Annotated in this window: 28 protein-coding genes; 14 read left to right on the forward strand and 14 right to left on the reverse strand. The window is 69.6% G+C overall.

Annotation, left to right across the window (positions count from 1 at the left end):
- Positions 1 to 26: 26 nt before the first annotated feature.
- Together BLT27_RS11085 and BLT27_RS11090 are read left to right on the forward strand one after the other, a co-directional pair.
- Positions 27 to 488, forward strand: a complete 462-nt coding sequence (locus BLT27_RS11085; RefSeq protein WP_089733849.1) for an Hsp20/alpha crystallin family protein — start codon at positions 27 to 29, stop codon at positions 486 to 488.
- A 188-nt stretch (positions 489 to 676) separates the two neighbouring features.
- Positions 677 to 913: a DUF8132 family protein gene (locus BLT27_RS11090; RefSeq protein WP_089733851.1), complete on the forward strand. Its 237-nt coding sequence runs from the start codon at positions 677 to 679 to the stop codon at positions 911 to 913.
- Here BLT27_RS11090 and BLT27_RS11095 read toward each other — a convergent pair.
- Positions 910 to 2061 carry a tubulin/FtsZ family protein gene (locus BLT27_RS11095; RefSeq protein WP_089733853.1) on the reverse strand — a complete coding sequence of 384 codons (1152 nt, stop codon included), beginning with the start codon at positions 2059 to 2061 and terminating at the stop codon, positions 910 to 912. The two genes, BLT27_RS11090 and BLT27_RS11095, sit on opposite strands and share 4 nt — an antisense overlap.
- A gap of 310 nt (positions 2062 to 2371) precedes the next feature.
- Between BLT27_RS11095 and BLT27_RS11100 the strand changes: the two genes are divergently transcribed.
- Complete coding sequence (locus tag BLT27_RS11100) at positions 2372 to 4249, forward strand: PINc/VapC family ATPase (protein WP_089733855.1); 1878 nt, start codon at positions 2372 to 2374, stop codon at positions 4247 to 4249.
- A gap of 466 nt (positions 4250 to 4715) precedes the next feature.
- On the opposite strand, the gene thiD is transcribed toward BLT27_RS11100, so the two are convergent.
- Positions 4716 to 6080, reverse strand: a complete 1365-nt coding sequence (thiD, locus tag BLT27_RS11105) for a bifunctional hydroxymethylpyrimidine kinase/phosphomethylpyrimidine kinase (protein ID WP_089733856.1) — start codon at positions 6078 to 6080, stop codon at positions 4716 to 4718.
- A gap of 99 nt (positions 6081 to 6179) precedes the next feature.
- Entirely contained in the window at positions 6180 to 6563 is a 384-nt protein-coding gene (locus tag BLT27_RS11110) for a hypothetical protein (RefSeq protein WP_089733858.1), read from the reverse strand.
- Positions 6564 to 6676: 113 nt separating this feature from the next.
- Here BLT27_RS11110 and BLT27_RS11115 point away from each other — a divergent pair, with 113 nt between their 5' ends.
- Together BLT27_RS11115 and BLT27_RS11120 are read left to right on the forward strand one after the other, a co-directional pair.
- Positions 6677 to 8020 carry an NRAMP family divalent metal transporter gene (locus tag BLT27_RS11115; RefSeq protein WP_217639135.1) on the forward strand — a complete coding sequence of 448 codons (1344 nt, stop codon included), beginning with the start codon at positions 6677 to 6679 and terminating at the stop codon, positions 8018 to 8020.
- Positions 8017 to 8589: a hypothetical protein gene (locus BLT27_RS11120; protein WP_089733860.1), complete on the forward strand. Its 573-nt coding sequence runs from the start codon at positions 8017 to 8019 to the stop codon at positions 8587 to 8589. The genes BLT27_RS11115 and BLT27_RS11120 overlap by 4 nt, the downstream gene beginning before the upstream one ends.
- Here BLT27_RS11120 and BLT27_RS11125 read toward each other — a convergent pair whose 3' ends face one another.
- The 3 genes from BLT27_RS11125 to psmA form a co-directional block, all read right to left on the reverse strand.
- Positions 8590 to 9510: a thiamine-phosphate synthase family protein gene (locus tag BLT27_RS11125; RefSeq protein WP_089733862.1), complete on the reverse strand. Its 921-nt coding sequence runs from the start codon at positions 9508 to 9510 to the stop codon at positions 8590 to 8592.
- 181 nt (positions 9511 to 9691) lie between these two features.
- On the reverse strand, positions 9692 to 10381 hold the full coding sequence (psmB, locus tag BLT27_RS11130) for an archaeal proteasome endopeptidase complex subunit beta (protein ID WP_089733863.1): 690 nt from the start codon (positions 10379 to 10381) through the stop codon (positions 9692 to 9694).
- Positions 10378 to 11124, reverse strand: a complete 747-nt coding sequence (gene psmA, locus BLT27_RS11135) for an archaeal proteasome endopeptidase complex subunit alpha (RefSeq protein WP_089733865.1) — start codon at positions 11122 to 11124, stop codon at positions 10378 to 10380. Before psmA ends, psmB begins: the two co-directional genes overlap by 4 nt.
- 201 nt (positions 11125 to 11325) lie before the next feature.
- On the opposite strand from psmA, the gene BLT27_RS11140 reads away from it, so the two are divergent.
- From BLT27_RS11140 to BLT27_RS11150, 3 genes are read left to right on the forward strand one after another with little or no spacing between them, the layout of a single operon-like run.
- Positions 11326 to 11748, forward strand: coding sequence for an ArsR/SmtB family transcription factor (locus tag BLT27_RS11140; RefSeq protein ID WP_089733867.1), 423 nt, complete (start codon positions 11326 to 11328; stop codon positions 11746 to 11748).
- The gene (locus BLT27_RS11145) at positions 11745 to 12146 is read left to right on the forward strand and encodes a low molecular weight phosphatase family protein (RefSeq protein WP_281241457.1); all 402 of its coding nucleotides are present in this window, start codon (positions 11745 to 11747) and stop codon (positions 12144 to 12146) included. Before BLT27_RS11140 ends, BLT27_RS11145 begins: the two co-directional genes overlap by 4 nt.
- A 50-nt stretch (positions 12147 to 12196) precedes the next feature.
- A complete protein-coding gene (locus BLT27_RS11150; protein WP_089733869.1) occupies positions 12197 to 13207 on the forward strand; it encodes an AIR synthase family protein in 1011 nt (336 codons plus the stop codon).
- An 18-nt stretch (positions 13208 to 13225) separates the two neighbouring features.
- Here BLT27_RS11150 and BLT27_RS11155 read toward each other — a convergent pair whose 3' ends face one another.
- Positions 13226 to 14263 carry a sensor histidine kinase gene (locus BLT27_RS11155; protein WP_089733871.1) on the reverse strand — a complete coding sequence of 346 codons (1038 nt, stop codon included), beginning with the start codon at positions 14261 to 14263 and terminating at the stop codon, positions 13226 to 13228.
- A 114-nt stretch (positions 14264 to 14377) separates the two neighbouring features.
- On the reverse strand, positions 14378 to 15262 hold the full coding sequence (locus BLT27_RS11160; protein ID WP_089733873.1) for a mechanosensitive ion channel family protein: 885 nt from the start codon (positions 15260 to 15262) through the stop codon (positions 14378 to 14380).
- 308 nt (positions 15263 to 15570) lie between these two features.
- Between BLT27_RS11160 and BLT27_RS11165 the strand changes: the two genes are divergently transcribed.
- Positions 15571 to 16011: a hypothetical protein gene (locus tag BLT27_RS11165; protein ID WP_089733875.1), complete on the forward strand. Its 441-nt coding sequence runs from the start codon at positions 15571 to 15573 to the stop codon at positions 16009 to 16011.
- 39 nt (positions 16012 to 16050) lie between these two features.
- On the opposite strand, the gene BLT27_RS11170 is transcribed toward BLT27_RS11165, so the two are convergent.
- From BLT27_RS11170 to BLT27_RS11190, 5 genes are all read right to left on the reverse strand, one after another.
- Positions 16051 to 16917, reverse strand: coding sequence for a DMT family transporter (locus BLT27_RS11170; RefSeq protein ID WP_245707725.1), 867 nt, complete (start codon positions 16915 to 16917; stop codon positions 16051 to 16053).
- A 109-nt stretch (positions 16918 to 17026) separates the two neighbouring features.
- Positions 17027 to 17617 (reverse strand): 50S ribosomal protein L15e, encoded by a 591-nt coding sequence (locus tag BLT27_RS11175; RefSeq protein WP_089733877.1) that lies wholly within the window; start codon positions 17615 to 17617, stop codon positions 17027 to 17029.
- Between the two features lie 158 nt (positions 17618 to 17775).
- Positions 17776 to 18321 (reverse strand): hypothetical protein, encoded by a 546-nt coding sequence (locus BLT27_RS11180; protein ID WP_089733879.1) that lies wholly within the window; start codon positions 18319 to 18321, stop codon positions 17776 to 17778.
- A gap of 73 nt (positions 18322 to 18394) precedes the next feature.
- Positions 18395 to 20209 (reverse strand): ribosome biogenesis/translation initiation ATPase RLI, encoded by a 1815-nt coding sequence (locus BLT27_RS11185; protein ID WP_089733881.1) that lies wholly within the window; start codon positions 20207 to 20209, stop codon positions 18395 to 18397.
- Positions 20210 to 20212: 3 nt separating this feature from the next.
- Positions 20213 to 20551: an EMC6-like membrane protein gene (locus BLT27_RS11190; RefSeq protein ID WP_089733883.1), complete on the reverse strand. Its 339-nt coding sequence runs from the start codon at positions 20549 to 20551 to the stop codon at positions 20213 to 20215.
- A 116-nt stretch (positions 20552 to 20667) separates the two neighbouring features.
- Here BLT27_RS11190 and BLT27_RS11195 point away from each other — a divergent pair, with 116 nt between their 5' ends.
- From BLT27_RS11195 to npdG, 4 genes are all read left to right on the forward strand, one after another.
- Positions 20668 to 20958, forward strand: a complete 291-nt coding sequence (locus BLT27_RS11195) for a MarR family transcriptional regulator (RefSeq protein WP_089733885.1) — start codon at positions 20668 to 20670, stop codon at positions 20956 to 20958.
- 99 nt (positions 20959 to 21057) lie between these two features.
- Positions 21058 to 21585 carry a hypothetical protein gene (locus BLT27_RS11200; protein ID WP_089733887.1) on the forward strand — a complete coding sequence of 176 codons (528 nt, stop codon included), beginning with the start codon at positions 21058 to 21060 and terminating at the stop codon, positions 21583 to 21585.
- 51 nt (positions 21586 to 21636) lie between these two features.
- Complete coding sequence (locus BLT27_RS11205) at positions 21637 to 22041, forward strand: hypothetical protein (protein ID WP_089733890.1); 405 nt, start codon at positions 21637 to 21639, stop codon at positions 22039 to 22041.
- Between the two features lie 209 nt (positions 22042 to 22250).
- A complete protein-coding gene (gene npdG / locus BLT27_RS11210) occupies positions 22251 to 22919 on the forward strand; it encodes an NADPH-dependent F420 reductase (RefSeq protein WP_089733892.1) in 669 nt (222 codons plus the stop codon).
- A gap of 82 nt (positions 22920 to 23001) precedes the next feature.
- Here the strand turns inward: npdG and trxA are convergent, their stop codons facing one another.
- Positions 23002 to 23271, reverse strand: coding sequence for a thioredoxin (gene trxA / locus BLT27_RS11215; RefSeq protein ID WP_089733894.1), 270 nt, complete (start codon positions 23269 to 23271; stop codon positions 23002 to 23004).
- A gap of 125 nt (positions 23272 to 23396) precedes the next feature.
- Here trxA and BLT27_RS11220 point away from each other — a divergent pair, with 125 nt between their 5' ends.
- The gene (locus tag BLT27_RS11220) at positions 23397 to 23558 is read left to right on the forward strand and encodes a preprotein translocase subunit Sec61beta (RefSeq protein ID WP_089733897.1); all 162 of its coding nucleotides are present in this window, start codon (positions 23397 to 23399) and stop codon (positions 23556 to 23558) included.
- The last annotated feature ends 16 nt before the right edge of the window (positions 23559 to 23574 follow it).

Raw genomic sequence — 23574 nt, forward strand, 5'->3', positions numbered from 1 at the left:
ATCTACTCATATCTCGTACTGCTGGTATGGCAATCAGAACCTTCGACGACATGGACAGCATGTTCGACCAGATGGACCAGATGTTCGACGAGATGCGAACGAACTGGATGGGCATGACCCCCCACGGCATGCCATCCCAGCTCGAGTCCGGACACGAGGCCGGCCTCACGACCGACGGCGCCAGCGCGACCAGCCTCACCGAGCGTGACGGCAACTACGTGTTCGTGATGGACCTGCCCGGCTTCGAGCGCGAGGACATCGAGCTCACCCTCCGGAACGGCGTCCTCCACGTCGACGCCGCAACCGAGGTCGACCACGACTCGGAGTTCGTCTCGATGCACCAGTCGCGCCGCAGCAGCGAGCGCGTCCACATCCCCGGTGACATCGTCGCCGAGGAGATCCAGGCGACCTACCGCAACGGCGTCCTCGAAGTTCACCTCCCCATGATGGAGGGCGAGGACGACCACCACATCTCGATCCAGGACTGAGGCTTCCGGACGAACCACCCACGACGGGCGTCCGTGACGGGTCCAGCAGGCTGATGGCCCCGCCGGTTCGCTCTTCGATGATCTCCCCGACGTTCGTTTTAAAATTCTTAGATTATATCTTTTCAACCTACTGTCTAGTGGAGGAAACTATTGGTTAACTTTAATCTATTGGCCGATAACCGGCGGGTATGGCTGCGTATCTGAGTACCACCGTGATGCTGCTGGGGCTCGTCGTCTCGCTCGGCTCCGGCTGGTACATCGCGAAGGGACCGTTCTTCGGGTTCGGCACACCCCCGTTACCCTACATTCTGGCCGCGACGGGGCTCTTCGTCTTCGGCATCATCGTCTTCGGCTGGGGGTTGAGCAGTCGCATCGACGCCGGACGCGGCGACGAGCGCGTCATCCCCAGCAACGAGAAGGTTTAGAACAGCGGCGTCAGCTCCTCGTCGCCGTCGTCCAGCAGCGCCTCCAGGTTCGCGTCGGACTGCGAGCGGATCTCCTCCAGGTTCTCCATCGCCTCGATGGCGACCTGCTGGAGCCCCTTGATGCGTGGCACGTCGGTCACGCCCGACAGCAGCACCACGCAGGCGACCGAGTGCTCGTCCGGCAGCGGGTAGTCCCCGCCGCGGATCTCCATCGAGCCGGTCTGCTCCTCCAGCCACCGCCGGCCGTGCTCGATGCCCTTCCGGTTGAGGTAGTCCGGCGGCCCGGCCACGACGAGTAACCCCCGTTCCACGCCGTTCAGCTCGCAGGGCAGCGTGAGGCGGCCGAGGGCGGCCTTCCGGACGAGCGAGGTGATACGGTTCGTCGTGTCGGTCTCGTCCAGCTCCTTCGTCGAGAACCTGGAGAACAGCCCGCCCTTCTCGCACTCGACGTGGTCGATGGCGTAGCCGATGGTCGAGACGCCGCCGCTGCCGAGCGTGTTGATGATCTCCGAGGCGTCGACGACCGACTCGCCGACCGCGCCGCCCTCGTCGACCTCGCCCGCGCCGAACAGCACCGCGAGCCGACGCACCAGCTCCTCGTTGATGTCCGCGTAGCCCTCGCCCAGCGACTCGCCGGTGTGCCGCCACGACTCGTTGTCGAAGACGATGAGGTTGTCCACCTCGCGGACGAACGTCTGGAACGACCGCGCCGCGTTCAGCGTGTACAGCCCACCCTCGTCCGAGCCCGGCAGGATGCCCAGCCCGTAGACGGGTTCCTCGTACAGTCGCTTCAGGTGCTTCGCCAGCACCGGCGCGCCGCCCGAGCCGGTGCCGCCGCCGAGTCCGGCGACGATCATGAACGCGTCGACCTCGTGGACGGGCACGTCGTCGAGCGCGGCCTGTATCTCCTCGACGTCCTCCTCGGCGACCTCCGCGCCGAGTTCGTTGTCCGCGCCGACGCCGTGTCCTTTCACCCTGGTCTGGCCGACGAGGACCTGCTTGTCCTTCGGGATGTGCTGCAGCCCGCGGAGGTCGGCCGTCGCCGTGTTCACCGCGATGGCCGCACGGACGGTCTTCCCCCGGGTCTGCCGGTCGAACTCGACGAACCGGTCGACGACCTTCCCGCCCGCCTGGCCGAAGCCGATCATCACGAGCTTCACTGCTGACCCACCCCGGGGAATCGCGCCGGTACTGTACTCATAGCGACCAGTTACGTTCCCCGAGGAGATAAATGCAGACGACAGCCGAGGGTCCCGAGTGGAGTGCGTGGAGTGTGGGCCCCGCGGCCACCCGACGTTCACATGGCTGTAAGCTCCCATCACCAGTACGCCGGACGTGGTGCAGCCGAAAGCGGGGTCGATGGAGCGTCCGCCGGGGACGCCACAGCCCTCCCAGTCACACTCGAACACTGCACACGGGACCCGGCCCCTTATCAACCGCCACGGCCCTACTGCAGGTATGAACGTCGTACCGGACACGAGCGTGGTCATCGACGGCCGCGTGTCCGCCAAGGTCGACGACGGCGAGTACGAGGGGGCCACCATACAGGTCCCCGAAGCCGTCGTCGCGGAGCTGGAATCGCAGGCAAACGAGGGGTTCGACACGGGGTGGGACGGCCTGGAGGAGCTCCAGCGCCTCGCCGACCTCGCCGACGCCGGGACCATCGAGCTCGAGTACGTCGGCGAGCGCCCCGACGCGGTCGAGCGTGGCCACGCCGCCGAGGGCGAAATCGACGCGCTCATCCGCGACCTCGCCGCGGAACTGGCCGCCACGTTCCTCACGAGCGACGTGGTCCAGGCGGAGGTCGCGAAGGCGAAGGGCCTCGACGTGGCGTTCGTCTCCGCCGAGGTCCGCGGCGAGACCGAGATCGACCGGCTGCAGGTGCAGAACTACTTCGACGACGAGACGATGAGCGTCCACCTGCGCGCCGGCGCGGCCCCGATGGCCAAACGCGGCGCGCTCGGCGACATGCACTACGTCGAGGTCGCCGACGAGCCGCTCTCCGACGAGACGATGGACGAGTACGCCACCGAGGTCGTCAACGCCGCCAAGGAGTCACGCGACGGCTTCCTCGAGCTCTCGCGGAACGGCATGGACATCGTCCAGTTCCGCGACTACCGCATCGCCGTCGCCCGGCCGCCGTTCTCGGACGGCATCGAGATCACCGCGGTCCGGCCCATCGCACAGACCGACATCGACGACTACGAGCACGCCGACGAGCTGCGCGAGCGCCTCCTCGAACAGCAGCGCGGTGTCCTCATCTCCGGCGCGCCCGGGGCCGGGAAGTCCACCTTCGCACAGGCGGTCGCCCGGTTCATCGCGGACAACGACTACTCCGTCAAGACGATGGAGAAGCCCCGCGACCTCCAGGTCGGACCCGAGATCACGCAGTACACCGAGCTCGACGGGGAGATGGCCAACACCGCCGACGCGCTGCTGATGGTCCGGCCCGACTACACCATCTACGACGAGGTCAGGAAGACCGACGACTTCGAGGTGTTCGCGGACATGCGCCTCGCCGGCGTCGGCATGATCGGCGTCGTCCACGCCACCCGCGCCATCGACGCGCTCCAGCGCCTCGTCGGCCGCGTCGAGCTCGGCATGATACCGCAGGTCGTCGACACCGTCGTCTACATCGAGGCCGGCCAGATAGCGAAGGTGTACGACGTCCGGACCGAGGTGAAGGTGCCCTCCGGCCTCACCGCCGAGGACCTCGCCCGTCCAGTCATCCAGATCACCGACTTCGAGACCGGCCGCCCCGAGTACGAGATCTACACGTTCAACCGGCAGGTCGTCACCGTCCCGCTCACCGACGACGAGGGGAGCGAGGACTCCGGCGTCGACCGCATCGCCAAGCAGGAGATCGAACGGGAGATCCGCTCCATCGCCCGCGGCCACGTCTCCGTCGAGCTGAAGGGCCAGAACACCGCCGTCGTCTACGTCGACGACGACGACATCTCCGCCGTCATCGGCAAGGGCGGCGGCCGCATCACCGACGTCGAGGACCGCCTCGGCATCGACATCGACGTCCGCACCCACGACGAGAACCCGAACTACCGGACCGGCGGTTCGGGTGGTTCGAGTGGAAGCGGTGGCGGGTCGGGTGCGGAGGAGAAGGGCCAGCTCGTCACGCCCGAAATCACGTCGCGGCACGTCATCGTGCCCGTCGACGGCCACACCGGTGAGACGGTCGAGGTCCGCGCCGGCGGCGAGTATCTGTTCACCGCGACCGTCGGGCGTGGCGGGGAAGTGCAGGTCTCCCGGGGGTCGGCCATCGCGGAGGAGCTGGAGCAGGCCATCGACCGGAAGCAGACCATCACCGTGCACACGGCCTGACCTCGGTATAGGGCGCTTGTTTTCTCGTCGATGGCTCGTGACCGGTAGTGACGAAAACGGCCCGCCAGTCGTTGGAATTACCGTCGATACCAACAGCCAGAAAGCTCCGGCCGTCTCGACTCCCACGATTCGCTGTCGTTCGAAAGACGCCGGGGCGTCTTTCGTGCTGTCGCAAGAAAGCGGGGCTTTCTGGCTGTTAACCGGAAATCGCAGATTTCCGGTGATGACGAGAGAGCGAAGCTCTCTCGAAGCACACTCCTCACTCTGTTCCGGTGCTTGCGTCGTCAGGGTTCGCCGTACAGGGTCCCCACCCCGAACCGCACCACGCACCTCCCCAGCCGATTCGCTCGGTCGCAGGCTCCCTCGCTCATCCCTCACGCGGATGGCTCGACACGCTCCCTGGCGGTCGCGCGTCTCGCCAGCCGCGCGCCACGTAGAAAATTCAGTCCGCGGTTCGACCCGAATCTCACCCCTCGACGACGTCCAGCAGTGCCAGCACCCGCTTCGAGAGCGTCCCTGCATCCGGGGCCACCAGCTTGCAGATCGGCTCCTTCCCGTGGGCGCCGTGGTCGAGGACGGCGACGGGCGTCTCGTCGGCCGCGCCGAACGTCGACCGGCCGGCCCAGTCCATCGTGCTCGCGTCGGCGGGCTCCTCGCTGCGGTCGTAGGTGGCGCTGGGCCAGTCGAGCTCCTCGACGGCATCCGCGACCGACTCGTCGAACCGACAGTTGCAGGCGAAGCGGAGGGCCGGGTCGTACTCGCGGGCCGAGAGCAGGAACCGGGCGACGTGGCTGGACGCGCCGAAGCGCACGCCGCCGGTGGGGCGGACGCCGTCGTGGACGCTGGCGACCCGGCCGTCGACGGCGACCGTCTCGTCCACGGATTCGGCGAACGGGAGCGCGCCGACGACGTTGGTGCCGACCTCGGGAATCAGAGCGCTCGCGTCGGCGGCGACGAGGTCGTCGACGACGCGCTCGATGTCGGCGATGGTCTCGCGGGCGGCGGCCCGGTTCCGAAGCGCCACGTGGTGGTTCACCGCGCCGTTCGCGCCCACGTCGGCGTGGTAGCGGATTGCCCGCGCGACGAAGTCGACGGCAGCCTCGACGGCGTCGGTGAGGTCGTCGCCGGTCGCGAGGTTGGCGGCGACCGCGGCCGAGAGCGTGCAACCGGAGCCGTGGGTCGCGGCGTCGGCGACGCGGGGGTGCTCGAAGGCGATGGCGTCGTCCGCGGTGACGAGCACGTCGACGACGCCGTCGGTGTCGATGTGGCCGCCCTTCACGAGCGCGGCGTCGGCCCCCATCGCGACGATGTCCGCGCCGGCGTCGCACGCGCTCCCGGTGTCCGTCGGCTCGGTTCCGGTGAGCACGGCCGCCTCGTCCGCGTTGGGCGTGACGAGGGTCGCGTCCGAGACCAGGTCCTCGTAGGCCGACTCGGCCTCGCGGTCGAGCAGTCGGTCGCCGGAGGTCGCGACCATCACGGGGTCGACGACGACGGGCACGTCCCGTGCGGCGAGTCGCTCGTGGACGGTCTCGATGACCGGCGCGGTGGCGAGCATCCCGGTCTTCACCGCTCGAACGTCGAAGTCGTCGAAGACGGCGTCGACCTGCGCGGCGACCTCGTCGGGAGGGAGGACGTGCGTCGAGTCGACGCCGCGGGTGTGCTGTGCCGTGACGCTCGTCAGCGCGCTGGTGCCCCACGCCCCGTGTGCGCCCATCGTCGCGAGGTCCGCCTGGATGCCGGCGCCGCCGCCCGAGTCGCTGCCGGCGACCGTCAGTGCGACGGGTCTTGCGTCGGCTGCCGGCCGTCGCTCGCGTGTCGTGTCGTGGTCCATACCAGGGATGTATTAGCTGGTAGTACAAATCGGTGATGGGACGGCTGGCGAGCGAGCGCTGTCGCTCGGCACGCGGGCGACGCGGTCACGAGAACGGCCTCAGCGCGAGCCCTCGGCGGTCCCGGCGCGGTAGCCCGCGCGGAACTCGCGCACGACGCTGCCGATGATGCTACCGAAGACGATGGCCATGAGCAGGCTCGCGAAGCCGACCGACCACGCCTCGTTGACGCCGCCGCGTGCGTAGCCGGCCATGACGGCGGCCAGCGCACCCATGCCGGCGATGCCGGCGAAGCCGAGGCGGACCTCCGAGCCGGTCCGCATCGCGACGACGTGCTGGGGGACGGCGACGCCGACGAAGGCGTAGATGGCGACGCCGAGGGGCGTCCGGGCGAACACCGTCGGCTGGCCCGTCGCGAGCGTCGTCACCCCGGCCAGGAGGACGGCGACCGCGAGGCTCGCGACGACGATGCGACGCTCGTTCATGCGCGGCGGTTCGACACGTCCCGTTATAGGCTTTTCCCGGACGACGACCCGAACATCCGGGTGGTACCACCGAGTGAAAACACTCTTGTCCGTGCGGTAGCGACTCCGAGCACATGGAACTCGGGGCACGCATTCGTTCGATGGGACCGACGTGGCTGGCCGGGGCGATCGCCGCCGGGCCGGCCACGATGGCGAGCCTGCTCGGCGCGGGCGCGGGGCACGGCTACGAGCTACTGTGGGTGGTCCTGCTCTCCGCGGTGCTCGGCGCGACCGCACAGTACCTCGCGGCGCGGCTGGGCGTCCTGACCGGCGAGGGGCTGGTCTCGACGGTCGAGGCGAACCTGGGCAACCGGTGGGCGTGGCTGCTCGTCGTCGATGTCGTCGTCGCCGCGGGCCTCGCCCAGCTGGTCATCATGAAGACCGTCGCGGACGTGACCGAGCTGGCGACCGGCATCGACGCGACGATATGGGGCGTCGTCTGGGCCGTCGTCCTCGCAGCCGGGCTCGTCGGCGGCGGCTACCGGGCGGCCGAACTCGCCGCGAAGGTCGTCGTCTCGCTCGTCGTGCTCGCGTTCGTCGGCTCGCTGGCCGTCGTCCCTGTCGACCTCGGCGCGGCGGCGGGGGGCACGGTGCCCTCGCTCCCGACGGCCGACACCGCCCTCGTCGCCGCGGGCATCCTCGGCGGCGCGGTCCACGTCACGCTCGTCACGATGCAGAGCTACACGATGCGCGAGCGCGGCTGGACCAGCGAGGACTGGGACCTCGCACGCTTCGACGTGGTCGCCTCGATGGGCGTCGCCTTCGGTGTCTACTCGCTGGCCATCTTCCTCGTCGCCGCGAGCGTCTTCCACCAGGGGCCGGTCCCGCTCGCGGACCTGACGACGACCACGGCGGCGACGGCGCTCGGCCCGGCCGTCGGCGGGCTCGCCGAGTCGCTGTTCCTCGCCGGCCTGCTCGGTGCGGCCGTCTCGACGCTCGGCGGGAACACCACCGTGCCGCCGTACGCACTCGCGGACAAGCTGGGCTGGGACCGCGACGGCACCCGCTACCGGGCCGCCGTCGCCGTCACCGCACTCGCCGCCGCACTCGGCCCGGCACTCGGCGGGAACGTCCTCGAACTACTCGTGCTCGTGCTCGCGTTCGGGCTCGTCGGCACGCCCTTCGCCATCGCGCTCGTCCTCTACCTGCTGCACGACCCGGGGACGGTCGCCGAGCGACCGCCGGTCCTCGCGAGCGTGGGGGGCGTCGTCCTGCTCGCTGTCACGGCCGTCACTGCCGGCTCGTGGGTCCGCTCGACGCTCTCGCCGTACGCCAGCGAACCGCTCGGGCTGCTCGGCGACCCAGGGACGCTGCTCGCGGGGGTGTTCGCTGTGGTACTGTCCCTGGCGACCCTCGCGCTCGGAGCACGGTTCGTCCACGAGCGCGCGACCGCCCGGACGCGGGCGAGCGACGCGTGACGCAGACCGACCCCCTCGCCGGCGCGGAGCCGCTCCCCGTCGACTCGGGCCGCCACCTCGTCGTCGGCCCGTCGAACAGCGGCAAGACCCGGACGACCGCCGCGACGCTCGCGCGCTGGGTCGCCGACCGTGGACCGGACGGCGTCGTCGTCCTCGACTTCGCACCCGAGGTCGAGCGCGACGGCCGGCTGCTCGGCGGACGGCTCGACCGGTTCTACCGGCCACCCGACGGCTGCTGGGTCGGTGTACTCGACGCACACGCACCGCGAACCGACGGCCGTGACGGGGACGAGGCGCTCACGCTCGCCCGGTCGAACGCCGAGCGCGCCAGGACGCTCCTCGACGCCGCGCCGTCGCCGCGGGCCGTCTTCGTCAACGACGCGACCATCCCGGCGCAGGCCGCCGGCGATCCGGCCCCGGTGCTCGACGCCTGTACGGGAGCGGACCTCGCCGTCGTCAACGCCTTCGAGAGCGAGGAACTCGGGACCGGAGACGCGGTGTCACGGAACGAGCGCGCGGCGCTCGACGTTCTCGGCGACTGGGCCGAGGAACGACACCGGCTCGGCTGATTACGCCTCGGCCGCGGCACAGAGGTCGACGGCGAGCGAGACCGCGTCGGCCGCGTCCGCACCGAGCACGTACAGGATGGGCTCGACGCCGTAGTCCCCGTCGTGGTAGGCGACTCTGGGGACGCCCTCTTCGTCGAAGCGCTCGCGCAGGTGCTCGTCGCGGTCCTCGTAGCCCGCGTCGAACTCGAGGGGCTCGTAGCCGGCGTCGCGCGCGGCGGCGAGCAGGGCCTCGGAGGTCTTCAGGTTCACCGCACCCCGCACCGCCGGGTCGGTCGCGGTCGCGGCGAGCACCAGCCCGGCGACGTGCTGTGACGCGCCGAACTCCGGGTTGCCGGGGACGTTGAGCCGACCCTGGATGGCGTGGAGCCGGCCCGGGACCGCTGCGACGTCGCCGCCCTCGTCGGCCTCGGGCAGCGCCATCGCCACGTTCGTGCCGACGTTCGGCACGTGGTCGACGACGGCGGGCGCACCGGCCAGCCGGCGGACCGCCTCCCGTACGTTGTCGAGGACCGCGCGCTCGTCGAGGACGCCGCTGTCCGGCCCACGGACACAGAGGTCACAGCCCACGCCGCGGAGCGCGGGCATCACGTCCTCGTGGACCGCACAGATGGGACCGCGGTCCTCGAACTCCTCGACGAGCGCCAGGAGTTCGGAGAGCGCCTCGTAGTGGTCCATCTCGTCCTCGGCGAGCCCCTCCCCGATACGCTCGACGGTCGCGGCCATGCGGGCGTCCTCGCTGAATCGGTCCTCGACGGTCACCTCGCCGCTCCGGTACTTGCTGACCGCGGCCTGGGTGACCCCCAGATGGCCGGCGATCTCCCGCTGGGTCAGTCCCCGGTCCGCGAGGTCGTCGACGAGCATCGCTCGCGCCGTCGGCAGGAACCGCTCGACGACGATCTCGCTCGGCAGCACCACTGGCATGGACGCCGGTTCGATCCCCGCCGTGTTAAGTTGTGCCCGTACCGGGCGGTGCGGGACCATCCGCCCGTGTCACGGTCGCCCTGGGCTGGTGGCCGAGCCGGGGCTGCAGGGCCGCTGCTCTCGACAGCCGCCGCTCACGGTCGAACACGCGAAAAAGACCGCACTGAGACGGGACCGGCGCTTACAGCTCGTCTTCGTCCGGGAAGCCGTCGTACTCGGTGATGTCGACGCCCTCCTCGGTGACCTCGCAGAGGACGAGCCCGTTGCCGGAGCCGGTGTCGCGCTCCGCCGCGCTCTCGACGGCGCGGGCGGCGAGGCGGCGGGCCTCGTCCATCTCGATGTCCTCGTGCCACTCGCCCTCGAGCAGGCCGTAGGCGACCATCATCCCGGAGCCGGTGACGGTGTAGTCGTCCTTCATGACGCCGCCGGCGGGGTCGATGGAGTAGACGTGGCTGCCGTCCTCGTCGACGCCACCCAGGATGGGGTTGATGGCGAAGAACGGGCCGCCGCGGGCGAAGTTACCCGCGAGCGTGGCGAGCGCCTCGATGCTCATGTCCTGACCGCGGCGGGTCTCGTAGAGGTTGACCTCGGCACGGAGGGACTTGATGAACGACTGGGCACCGCCGACGCTGCCGACGAGCGTCATCGCGGCGGTCGGGTGGATCTCCTCGACCTTCACGACCTGCTTGTTCGAGACGAAGCGGCCGCCGAGGCTGGCACGACGGTCCGTCGCGATGAGGACGCCCTCGTCGGTCGCGATGCCGATGGTGGTCGTCCCGGTCTTGTTGACGTTCTGTTCGTCGCCGGCCTGTTCTCGCCACTCGGCCGCGCCGAGTTCGGGTTCGTAGGGGTCGGTGTTGTCGAGCATCATTCGTCGTCACCCTCCGTGAGGAGGTCGAGTTCCGCGAGTCTGTTCTCTATCTCGTCCAGTTCGAGGGTCCGGTACTCACCGCTTTCGGTCTCGACCGTCGAGATGGCGAGTCCCTCCGGGGGGAAGCCGTCTTCCTCGCCGACGGCCATGGCCTCGATGGCGAGGTCGATGCCGCCCTGGAGCGTGAGCTCGTCGGAGTACTCGTCCTCGAGGTGGCCCTGGATCTCCTCGCGGTTGCCGCCGATGGCGATGGCCTTCCACTCGTACGGCGTGCCCGAGGGGTCGGTCTCGAAGAGGCGGGGCTCGCCGTCGTCGATACCGCCGACGAGCAGCGCGACGCCGAACGGGCGCGCACCACCGGTCTGGGTGTACTGCTGGATGTGGTCGGTGACGGCCTTCGTCAGCGTCTCGACCCCGATGGTCTCGTCGTAGCGGAGCTGGTTGACCTGCGCCTGCCGGCGCGCCACGTCGATGAGCTGGCGCGCGTCGGCGACGTGGCCGGCGCTCGCGATGCCGACGTGGTCGTCGATCTTGTGGAGCTTCTCGACGGAGTCGCGCTCCATCAGCGGCGAGCGACTGCGACGCTCGGCCACGAGGACGACGCCCTCCGGTGTTCGAATCCCGACGCTCGCGCTGCCGCGCTTGACGGCCTCACGTGCGTACTCGACCTGGTAGAGACGTCCGTCCGGCGAGAAGATAGTGATTCCCCGGTCGTACGCTTGCTGCTGGTTCTGACCTTGCATTGTCTGCGTTAACCTGAAGTTAGCGTCGCGTTTTTAAGTACTTTTTTGTACTCCCCGGCGGCAGGATGGGGACCGCTGTGTATCTCCACCGAGGTCTCCCAGCCCCATAACGACGTTGCACTCGGCAAGCCAGAGCGCCCGCAGGGCCGGGGGGCCAGCCCGCACCCGAACGCTCATATGAACAGTTGTTCATGCGTTGGTATGGCCACGACAGACCGCCTGGAACGACTCATCGCCGACGAGTGCGGGAGCTGTTGCGACGGTGACGTGGACGACCGCGTCGCCGAACTGGAGGCCGTGCGCGACCGGGCGAGCCTCGAGCGGACACCGACGGACGCCGCCGTCTTCGACGCGCTCTCGACGGAGACGCGACTCGACATCGTGCGGCTGCTCGTCGCCGCCGATGGCGAGCTCTGTGTCTGCGAGCTCGAACCCCTCGTCGACGTGAGCGACAGCGCGGTGAGCCACGCGCTCTCGACGCTGACCGACGCCGGCCTGGTCGAGCGGCGGAAGGAGGGTCGCTGGCGCTACTACCGGCCGACCGACCGTGCCGCGGCGCTGCTCGCGGCCGCCGACCCCGGACTCGACGGCGCGGGCACCGTCTCCGGAGGTGTCGCCGAGTGAGGACGGTCGGGTTCGTCTGCGTCCAGAACGCCGGACGCAGCCAGATGGCGACCGCGTTCGCCGAGCGCGAGCGGGAGCGCCGCGAGCTCGACTGGACCATCGTCACCGGCGGCACGCTCCCCGCCGACCACGTCCACGAGGAGGTCGTCGACGCGATGGCCGACGTGGGCATCGACCTCTCCGGGCGGACCCCGCGGGAGGTGAGCGACGACGAGCTCGACTCCTGCGACGTCGTCGCGACGATGGGCTGTTCGACCCTCTCGCTCGACACGAGCGTCGACGTCCGCGACTGGGACCTTCCCGACCCCGACGGCAGATCGCCCGACGAGGTCGCCGAGATACGGGAGGAGGTCGAGCGACGGGTGGTCGCGCTGTTCGACGAACTCGCGGACGCCTGACGGCGGTTCGAACGGTACGCCTTTCCACCCGCGGCCGGTAGGTCGGGGCGATGACCGACCGCGGAAAGATCGACCGCTCGTTCTTCGACGACGTGATCTACCCGAACCTCGGGGCCGAGCGCGACGACGTGGCGCTGGGACCCAGGCACGGCGTCGACTTCGGCGTGCTCGACGTGGGTGGACGGGCCATCGTCGCCGCGACGGACCCGGTCTCCATCCTCCCCGACCTCGGCTGGGAGCGCGCCGCCAGATTCGCCCTCGGTGTCGTCCTCGCGGACGTCGCCGTCTCCGGCATCCCGCCGAGCCACCTCGCCATCTCGTTCTCGCTCCCCCCCGAGCTGCGCGACGACGAGTTCGCGGCCGTCTGGGAGACGATGGCCGACGACCTCTCGGACCTCGGGACGACCGTCCTCACCGGCCACACCGCCCGCTACGCCGGCTGCTCGTTCCCCTGGGTCGGCGGCGCGACCGTCCTCGGCGTCGGCGACCACGAGGACGTGGTCCGCCCGGACGGCGCACGCCCCGGCGACCACCTGCTCGTCACCCACGGGCCCGCGGTGGAGGCGACCGCGCTGTTCGCCGCGCTGTTCCCCGACGACATCGACCTGCCCGACGACGTGCTCGCGCGGCAGGCCGAGCGACTCCCGACCACCGAGCACGTCCGGGACGCCCTCCTGGCGGCCGCCAGCGGCCCCGTCACCGCGATGCACGACGCGACCGAGTGCGGGCTCCAGGGCGCGCTCGTCGAACTCGCCGCCGGGGCGGGCGTCCGGCTCGACGTGGACTCGGCTGCGACCCCCGTCTCGGACGAGGCCGCCGCTATCTGTGACGCGCTGGAGATGGAGCCCTGGGCGGCGACGACCAGCGGGAGCCTCCTCGTCGCCGTCCGACCCGAGGGCGTCGATGCCGTCGTCGAGGCGCTCGAGTCGCGCGGGACGCCCGTCGCCGACGCCGGCCGCGTGCGCGACGGCGACGGCGTGTACGTCGACGGCGAGCGGGTCGAACATCCGGAGGAGGACCCGGCGTGGCGCGTCTGGGCCGAGCTGTCCGGCGGGGGGTGACCCGACTGCGGCCGCCGCTCAGCCCTGTTCGCCGTCGAGCGGGAGCAGCATCCGGACGACGTTGCCGCGCGGCTCCCGCTCCTCGAACACCAGTTCGCCGCCGAGCGAGTCGATGGACCACTGCATCACCCAGAGCCCGAGCCCGGAGCCGTGGTAGGTGTCGGTCTTGGACTCCCAGGCGTCGAGGACGTCGACCTCGATGTCGGGGATGGGCGGCCCGTCGTCGATGATTCGCACCTCGCCGCGGTCGCCGGCGGGGTCCCTGGTGACGGTCACTTTCACCGAGGGCGCGTCCCGGTCGTTGTGGACGATGGCATTCTCGAGCGCGTGGCCGATGGCGTAGTCGATGCCGTCGTCGGCCAGCACCCAGACCGCCGCCTGCTCGTCGAGTCGGACCGCCGCCTCCGGATGCGCTTGCTGTATCGCCACGACCTGCTCGCGGACGACCTCGTTGACCGAGGTCCGCGACCGACCCGTCCGGTTCGAGTCCGCGATCTCCTCGAACTCCTCGATGGAGTCGCTCAGCGAGCCGATGTCGGCGGCGATGTCGTTGACGGTCTCGAGGTCCGACACCAGCCGCTCCTGGTCGACGGACTCCATGGCCTCCTCGACGTAGCCCATGAGGACGGTGCTGTCGTTCCGGAGGTTGTGCCGGACGGCCCGGTTGAGCAGTCGAAGCCGGCGCTCGCGCGTCTTGTACTCCGTGATGTCCCTGGCCTCGGCGAGCACGCAGTCGCGGCCGTCGACGCCGACCGCGGTGAGGTCGACGGACACCCAGAGTATCTCCCCGCTCCGTCGCTCGACCTGCCACTCGAACGACTGCGGGTCACCGTCGGCCGCCGCCCGGATGCGCCGCACGGCCATCGCCTGCGTGAGCTTCGTCGTCGGCGCGGTGAAGTCCTCGACCTGCATGGTCCGGAGCGTCGCGGTATCGTAGCCGAACAGCGTCTCCAGTCGGTCGTTCACGTCGAGGATACCCCCCGTCTCCGCGTCGTGGAGCATCACCCCTGTCTTCAACGCGCCGAACTCCTCGGGCAGTCGGACTGCCTCGTTCATCGCTGCGAACGAGGACCCCGCGGCCGTGCTCCTCCATCGGACTCGACAGCGCTCCCGTCCATGCGACAGGGATGACGGTTCGGGTACGAATAGTTATCGGCAACGGCGCTGCCGTCACTCCCCACTGTCGACCGCGACCCGACCCAGCAGCTCCCGCTTCGACGCCGGCGCGAGGGTGATCCCGGCACCGTCGAGGCGCTGCTTGACGTGGCGAGCGTACTCCGACCGGACGTGGAACAGCCCGCGCCGGTCCAGGTCTGAGACCCAGAACTCGCCCCGGAGGACGACCGCGTCGCCGCTGAACTCGTCGACGTACGCCCTCGGGCTCGGCCCCTCGACGACCCCCTCGACGTCGCGTGCCGCCGCCGTGAGCAGCGACAGCGCCTCGTCCACGTCGTCCTCGTAGGCGATGCCGACGTGCTCGGCGATGCGCGTGCGGTCGTAGCCGTACGGCCGGGTGATCGCCTGGCTCGTCAACGTGGTGTTCGGAAGCGTCACCAGCCCGCCGTCGGGTGTCTGGACCCGCGTCACCCGGAGTGTGATGGAGCGCACGGTGCCCTCGCCGCCCTCCCACTGGATGTAGTCGCCGACGTTGAACTCCGGGTCCAGCACGAGCACCATCCCGCTGACGAGCGAGCCGATGACCGTCTGGCCGGCGACGCCGAGCGCGAGCGTGGCGGCCGCGACGACGAGCGCCGACGACTGCAGGAACGCGCCGTAGCCCGTGACGAGCGCCCCGACGAGGAACGCGACGACGACCACCGCCAGCCGGAGGTACCGCGACACCGCCTCCTCGACGGTCGGGTTGTTTCGGTTCCGGGCGGTGACGATGCGACTCACCGTCGGGTCGAGGACGAACAGGCCGAAGAGGGTCACGAGCGCGAACGCCAGCGCACCCCAGCCGAGACGGACCACGAACGACCAGTCGTCGGCGAACTGCGACGGCCAGAAATCGGGGGGCGTCGCCTGGAGTAGTAGCGACATCGCGTCGGAGAGCATGGCGGTCACAACGTGAGTCAGGCACTAAAGTTCGGGCGACGGCCCATCCATGGTCGGCTCCGGCAGTCGTGGACGCCCCGGGCGCTCGCTCGCGGCGCTGCCCGCGTCGATACGGGACGCTCACGAACCGCGCGTGACGGGCGCACCACCGGCACCGGCACCAGCCGTCGTCCGCTGTGCGGGCACGGGCGAGCGCATCGGCCGCACTGGAGACCCCCAAGTTGAAACCCCAGCCAATGTACATCGGGTCGGTTTCGTGAAGACGTTTGGCTGCACGTTGAATGGGCGCGAGCGCCATCCGTCCGCCCATGGAGCGAACCGGACACGACGTTCGGAGCGCACTCGATACGGCTGCCGACTTCGCCCTCGCGTTCCTGGGCATCGTCGTCATCGCATTCCCGACCACCGCGCTCGCCGACGGGATACTCGGGGACCCGCTCGGCCGCGGCGTCCTCGGTCTCACGGCCGTCGTGGGCGTGCTCGGCGCGTCGCTGTTCGTCCGCCGTGGTTGGTCACACAGCAGCTTCGGTGGCCTCATCGGCATCACCGTCTGCACCATGCCGTTCTGGCTCCTCGGTGTCGGCGGGATGATGTCGCTCCTCGGCATCGACGCGCCGGCCGGGAGCCGCGAGCCGTTCCTGCTGGCGCTGCTGTTCGGCCTCGCCACCGGGTACATCCGGGTGTACTCCGACCGCGTCGACCTCCCGACCCTCGACGGACACGAGGACTCGACGGACGCCGCGTCCTGAACGCGGACGCCCCGGCCGCGGCACTGGTCCACCGGCGGCTCAGCCGAGGGTGATCATGGCGACGCCACCGATGGCGACGCTCGCAGCGGCCAGCCGGAGCCGGAAGTTCCGCTCCTGCAGCACGACCCCGCCGAGCAGGACCGCCACGACCGCCTGCGCGTTGACGATGGGCGAGGCGACGCTGGCGGGCAACGTCGTGAACGCCAGCGAGATGACGTGCTGGCCGCCCGCGACGACCGCGCCGAAGGCGACGAACTTCCGCCAGTCGGCCGTCATCGCCGCGCGGTCGACCTTCAGGAGCGCCAGCGGCGAGATGGCGACGAACGTCGTCACGAGCATGACGACGACGAACGCGGTCGGCTCGACGCCCAGCTCCTGCAGGACGAGCCGCTTCCCGACGTCGACGACGCCGAACGTCGCCGCGCTCAGGAGCGCGAGCTGTGCGGGGCGAGCGCGGACCGCCCGCCGGAGCGGCTCCAGCAGCGTCCCCGGCTCGTAGTTGACGAGGTAGAGCCCGAGCGTGACGACGACGACACCCGCGACCTGCATCACCGAGAGCCGTTCGTGCAGGAACAGCACCTCGATGGGTAGGACGAAGGCGGGGACGACCTTGCTGATTGGCGCGACGTAGCTCACGTCGCCGGTCGAGAGCGCCCGGAAGAACGCGAGCAGCGCGACGACGACGCCGACACTCACCGCCAGCGACGCGGCCAGCCCGACCGCCGACGTCGGCACGGGCGGCCCGTCCGTCGTCGCCACGGCCACCGGGATGTACCAGGCGACCGCGGCGGCGTACACGCCGAACATGTAGACGGACGCCGCGTAGTCGGCGAAGTACCGTTTCACGCCGAACATGTAGCACCCGAGGAGGACCGCAGCGAACAGGGCGAGGGCGATACCGTTCACGGGTCGTGCTCCCTCGCGGACCGGGATGAACCGTGCGGTTTCGGCAGCGTTCCCGGCGAGACAGCGCCGTGGCTCCGGGGCGGAGGAAAACCGGGAGAAAGCGGCGTGGTTACTTGCCGCGGCCGCGGCCGGAGTTGTTCGAGGGACGGGTGTGCTCGGTACCCTTGCCCTTGAACGTCAGGCCACGGTTCTGCTTGCCGGCGCTGGTGAGGCCACGGAACGCACGGCCCGTGTGGCTGTCGTCGCAGATCCAGTTGAGGTCGTCGTCGTTCTCGATGGCCGGATGCTCGGGGTCGACCATGATCACTTCGTGCCACTTCTGGGAGCCGTCCTCACCGACCCAGTAGGAGTTGAGCACGCGCAGGTTCGGGTACTTACGCGCGCAGCGCTCCTCGGCGATGCGCTGGATGTTCTTCCGGCGACCGATGCGGTTGACGCCCTGGCGCTTCGACCGGCGACCGGCCTTGTGACGCTGCTTGCGGGCGTTCCCCTTGCGGACCGAGACGCGGGCGACGACGATGCCCTGCTTGGCCTTGTAGCCCAGCTCGCGGGCCTTGTCCAGCCGGGTCGGGCGCTCGACGCGCTCGATTGCGCCTTCCTGCCGCCAGTCCTGTTTTCGTTGCCACTGCAGCTCGGCGAGCTTCCCGTCGTCCGGGTCCCGCCAGGCTTCCTTAATGTGGGAGTAGAAGCTTCGTGCCATGTGTGTATCACCACGGGCGTTGTCCGGTTCAGTTCGCGTCGGCGAACCACATTCCGATGACCTGTTGTGCGCAGGTGCCCGCTGGAGCCCGTCCGCCAGCGAGTTACCCGAAATTCTCCACTGAGGGGGTTAAGGGCTTCGAAAGGCGGGCGCGCAAATCACGCCGTCGACACCGTCCAGCAGTCCTCCGAGATCGCTCGGCCAGCGGCGTAGCCCCGGAGTTCGCGGACCAGCGTCTGCCCCCGGAGTCGGTAGGTGACGCGATGCGAGGTCGCGTCGTCGGGCTGCTGGGTCGCGGTGCCGGTCCGCGTGGCCTCGACACCCTCGACGGCCATCTCGACCTCGTAGCCGTCGTCCCCCGCCGTGGTCCCGGTGACGGTTATGGAGTCGATAGCCGCGTAGTTCTCGTCCGTCGCCACGACGTACGCGGCCTCGAACTCGCGCACGTAGTCGACGACGGTCGACTCGGTCGGGTTCTCCGGCCGTGCGGGCAGCCCGTCGATGTCCGGTTCGTCCGGGCAGTTCTCGGGGAACGAGTCCGCCCCAGTCGTCGTCACCGTGTCGGTCCGGCCCGACATCGACTGCGTCGTCGGCACGGGGCTTGTCGTCCCGTCGCCGTCGTTCGAATCGTCGCCGAGACAGCCGGCGACTGTCACCGTGCCGAGTGCCGTCGCAGTCGCTGCGAGGAGGGTGCGGCGTCGCATAGTCGGGCCGTGGCCCCCGCCCGGTAAGTGCCTTGAGGTGGCTGAAAACGCTGTTTGGGGGGTGCCTGGATTCTCAGGCCGAGTAGTAGTACTCGCCGTCGTTCTTCTGCTGCTTGTCGAGCTGCGAGCCGGGCTTGTTGACCCGGGGTCGCTTCGTTCGCTCGTCCCGGCGGAACGTCACGTCCAGGTTCGCGAGGAACTCGTTCATGCCCGAGCGCATCGCCTGCGGGCGGCCGGCGTGGCCGTGCTCGGCGGGCTCGCCGTCGAACACCATCAGTCGGTCGGCGAGCAGGTCGATCATGTAGATGTCGTGGTCGATGACCATGACGGTCGCGTCCTGGCTCTCGGCGTAGCGCCGGATGGCGCTGGTCGCCTGCACGCGCTGTTCGACGTCGAGGTGCGCGGAGGGCTCGTCGAGCAGGTAGAGGTCGGCCTCCTCGGAGAGGCAGGCCGCGATGGCGACGCGCTGGCGCTCGCCGCCGGAGAGGTCCTCCAGGTTCTGCTCCATGATGCGCTCCAGCTGGAGCGGCTGGGCGATCTCGGTGTTCCAGTACGACGAGCCGAACTGGTCGGTGATGGACTGGAGGAACACGTCGACGCGCATCGGCTTGTCGATCTCGATGTACTGCGGCTTGTAGGAGATGTCGAGCTGGAAGTCGAGCTCGCCCTCGTCCGGTTCGAGCGCCCCGTTGAGCAGCTTCGCGAACGTGGACTTCCCGATGCCGTTGGGGCCGACGATGCCGAGCACCTCGTTCTCGTGGACGGTGCCCCCGTCGACCGACAGCGAGAACTCACCCTCGCCGTAGCTCATCTCGAGGTCGGGGTACTCGACGAGCACGTCGCCCTTCGCGACGGTGCGCGGAGCGTGCTCCTCGAACTCGATGGCGTTCGGCCGGATGCGCATGTTCTCGTTGTCGAGGTAGCCCTTCAGGTACTCGTTGATGCCGTTCCTGACGGATTTCGGGTCCGTGACGACACCGTACGCGCCGGGCTCACCGTAGGCGACGTGGAGGTTGTCCGCGAGCAGGTCGAGGATGGCGAGGTCGTGCTCGACGACGAGCATCGACCGGTCGCCGTCGGCGGCGAGGTCGCGGATGAGCCGCGCGGCGGTGACGCGCTGGCCGATGTCGAGGTACGGCGTGATCTCGTCGAGGAAGTAGAAGTCGGCGTCCCGGGCCAGCGTCGCGGCGAGGGCGACGCGCTGGAGCTCGCCCCCCGAGAGGTCGCCGATGTGCTGGTCCATCACGGGCCGGATGCTCAGCCGGTCGACGATGGCGTCGAGGTCGCCCCGCTCGTCGGTCGAGTCGAGCAGCTCGCGCGTGGTGCCGTCGAACTGGTTCGGGATCTGGTCCACGTACTGCGGCTTGCGGGCGACGCTGACGTCGCCGTCGCGGAGCTCCCGCAGGAACGCCTGCAGCTCGGTGCCGCGGTAGCGGTCGAGCACGTCGGACCACTCCGGCTCGGTGCCGTAGTTCCCGAGGTTGGGCGTGAGCTCCCCGGCGAGGATGCGGACCGCGGTCGTCTTCCCGATGCCGTTCGGGCCGAGGATACCCGTCACGCGACCCTCGTCGGGGGCGGGCAGCCCGTACAGCGAGAACGCGTTCTCGCCGTAGCGGTGGGCCGGCTCGTCGTCGAGCTCCTGTGGCAGGTTGATGATCTCGATGGCGTCGAACGGGCACTTCTCGACGCAGATGCCGCAGGTCTCGCCCAGACAGATCTCCTCGGAGATGCGCACCTGGTCGGGTTTCCCCTCCATGGTGTCCTCGCCGCGGACGGTGATACACTCCTTCCCGGTGCGGTTCGGCGGACAGAAGTTCTTGCACTCGTAGTTGCAGCGGTCGGGCTGGCATCGCTCCAGGTCGACCACCGCGATGCTGTCGTCCGCCATCGGTCACCCCGTGTGCTGCGCGGTGAGCATGATCCCCCAGGTGACGAACCAGAAGGAGAAGGTCATGAACGCGATGAACAGGAAGTCCTTCGCCCCGAAGTCGTTCTTGTAGACGCCGAGCAGCCGCTGCAGGAGCGGCTGGACGGCGATGGCGACGATGACGACGAGCTGTGCGGTCTGGTTCTGTGCCGCAATCTCCGCCGTCTCGGCTCCAGCGGTGAGCGACGCCGAGAGGAAGGCCGCCGCGACGCCGACCCCCGCCGAGAGGGCCGTCCGCGTGACCGTATGAAAGTGCTGGTCCTCCGAATCCGCCGTGTCGGAGCCAGCCGTGTCGGTAGCCATGTTCGTGGGTGTGGGAGCGCCGGTAAAAAGGCGTTCGCTTGTCTCTCGTCCGAACAGGTCCCAGATCGGGTCGTTGGGGTGAAGTTTAAGGTCGTGGCGGTTTTCGATTCGTAACGATGAGCACAACCGGGGAGGAACTCGAGGAGCTACCGCCCAGCGCCAAGCTCGTGTACAAGGTGCTCGAATACGACGGCCCGCTCACGCAGAAGCAGATCGTCCAGGAGTCGATGCTCTCGGCCCGGACGGTCCGGTACGCACTGGAACGGCTACAGGAGATCGACCTCGTCAGCCAGGACGTCTACTTCGCCGACGCTCGACAGAGTCTCTACGAGATCGAGGAGGAGAAGGTGGCGGCCGACGGCGGCGAGGCCGACTGCAACGAAGCCGAACCCTGCTGCGCCGAGTGACGAACCACGCGTTCTGACGGTCGCGAACACGCGACTGCTGCCAGCGTTCGCTCAGCCGCGGCCACACCGACTTTATCCGAGGCCGGCGAGGTGTCGGACATGACCGATGCGGGAGCGCCTGCCGACGGCGACGACGGGGCGGCCGACGACGAGCGTGCAGCCGGCACCGCAGGGCCGGACGGCCCGGCGAGCGCCCGGTCACCGGCGACCGACCCCCGCGCCCCCGAGCCGGCGAACCCGCGACGGCGGCTGGTGGTCGTCGGCGTCGTCGTCCTGATGCTCGCCGCGAGCGTCGGCGGTATCGCCTGGGCGGTCACCCAGACCGGGAGCACGGACGCGACGGTCCCGACCGCCGCCTTCGACCACAGCTACGAGGGAGACGAGCGGACTGCGCTCACCTACACGGGCGGCGACAGCGTCCTCGCGGGGAACATCGTCGTCGAGGTCGACGGCGACCGGGCGACGTGGGCCGACCTGCGCTTCGGCGTCGACGACGACGACACCATCAGCGCCGGTGACAGCGTCGTCCTCGTCGGCGTCGAACCCGGCGACGAACTGACCGTCCGCTACGTCGCCGGCGACCTGGACGCCGCGGTCGCCAACGGCACGGTCGGCGACGGCGGCTGACCGCCGGCGGGAGTCGAACCGCCTTTTGTGCCTGGGGACGGTAGCCAGCGCATGAACCTCAAGCGCATCGTCGTCGTCCTCGTCTTCCTCGTCGTCGGGAGCATCGTCGCGGGCACGCTCCAGACGACGCCGATAGCGGGCATGTCCGACGCCCAGCGCACCGCCCTCGGCATCGCGTTCTCGACGCCCGTCGGAATCGCCGTCTTCGCGCTCGTCGCGGGGACGTTCGACACCGACGGCTACCTCGCGGAGCGCTCCTGGGCCGGGAAGTTCGGCGACCTCGTCTTCGTCGAGCTCGCCGCCGTCATCGGCGCGCTCGGCGCCGCGACCGCCCTCGAAGGTGCGATACCGAGCTTCGCCGGCTGGACCGGCGCGGCACTCGGCTACTTCCTCGCCTTCTTCACCTTCCTCTGGCGCGCCGGCGAGTACAACGAGACGCCCGCACGGGACGAGTAGCCGGCTGGAGACGGTCTGCGGGAGAGTCTTCCGAGTAGTGCCTCAAGCGGTGCAGAGTGCGAAGCGCGACGCCGTGAGCGGCCGCCGGACGAGCCCCCCGGAGTACGCCGGCTGTTCGTGTCCCCGCCACCCAGCGACCATCGGTCGGCGACACACGGTCACCTGCCGACTCCGAACGCTTATTCACCGTCCGGGTCCACGTCACGGGTATGCGAATCGCACTGCTCGGTGGCACGGGCGATATCGGCCAGGGCCTCGCGCTCCGCTGGGCCTACGATACGGACCACGAGGTACTGATCGGCTCGCGCGACGCCGAGAAGGCGCGGACGGCGGCCGAGTCGTACGAGACGGAGCTGGACAGCCGGGGCGTCGACCGCACGGTGAACGGCTTCGCGAACGAGATGGCGGCCGACCGCGCGGACGTCGTCGTGCTGGCGGTGCCGCCGTACCACGTCGGCGACACGGTCGATTCGGTCGCGGGGAAGCTGGACGAGGACACCATCCTCGTCTCCCCCGCGGTGGGGATGAAAGGCGACGAGGACGGGATGCACTACCACCGGCCCGGCGCGGGGAGTGTCACCGCCATCGCGGCGGAGGCCGCACCCGACGACGTCTCGGTCGTCGGCGCGTTCCACAACCTCTCTGCGGACCGGCTCGCGAACCTCGACGTGGCCCTCGACCTCGACACGCTGGTCGTGGGCGACGACCCGGACGCGAAGGACATCGTGCGACGGCTCGCCGACGAGATCGAGGGACTCCGCTCGCTCGACGCCGGCCCGCTCGCCAACGCGGCGGAGGTCGAGAGCGTCACCCCGCTGGTCATCAACATCGCGCGCTACAACGACGGGATGCACGACGTCGGCGTGACGTTCGAGTGAGGGCACGAGCGACTGCTGTTGCTCGTCGGTACTGAAACAACGAGAGGGGCGCTTGACGCCCCGACCACCACCGGCGACCCGGTTACGCGCCGGCCTTCTCGAGGGCGTCCTCGAGGTCCTCGCGCTGAGTGACCCCGACGAAGCGCTCGACGACGCCGTCGTCGTTCTCGACGATGAGCGTTGGGAGCGAGCGAACCTGGTACTGGTTCGCGACGTCCTGCTCCTCGTCGACGTTGATCTTCTCGACCTCGAACCGGTCGGCCCAGTCCTCCTCGAGCTCGTCGAGGATGGGGTCCTGCGTCTTGCAGGGGCCGCACCAGTCGGCGTAGAAGTCCTTGAGCGTGACTGCCATAATCGGCCGACTGTTCCCTCGCTGCGCGCATAAGGGTTTGGTTAGACGAGGAGCGCACACGAGCGCGGCGGCGGCCCGGACACGGTGTCGAAAGGTTTAGACGGGCGCAGCGACGAGAGGCCGGTATGAGCAAGGGAGAGAACTCCGGCGGGCTGATGTCCAGCGCCGGGCTCGTCCGCTACTTCGACGCCGAGGACCGCAACGCCATCCAGATCGACCCCAAGACGGTCGTCGCGTTCGGCGTCTTCTTCGGCGCGCTCGTGATGGTGCTGCGCGTCGCGCTGTAGGCCCGGACACGCCACG

Source organism: Haloarchaeobius iranensis, from assembly GCF_900103505.1.
GTDB classification, from domain to species: domain Archaea; phylum Halobacteriota; class Halobacteria; order Halobacteriales; family Natrialbaceae; genus Haloarchaeobius; species Haloarchaeobius iranensis.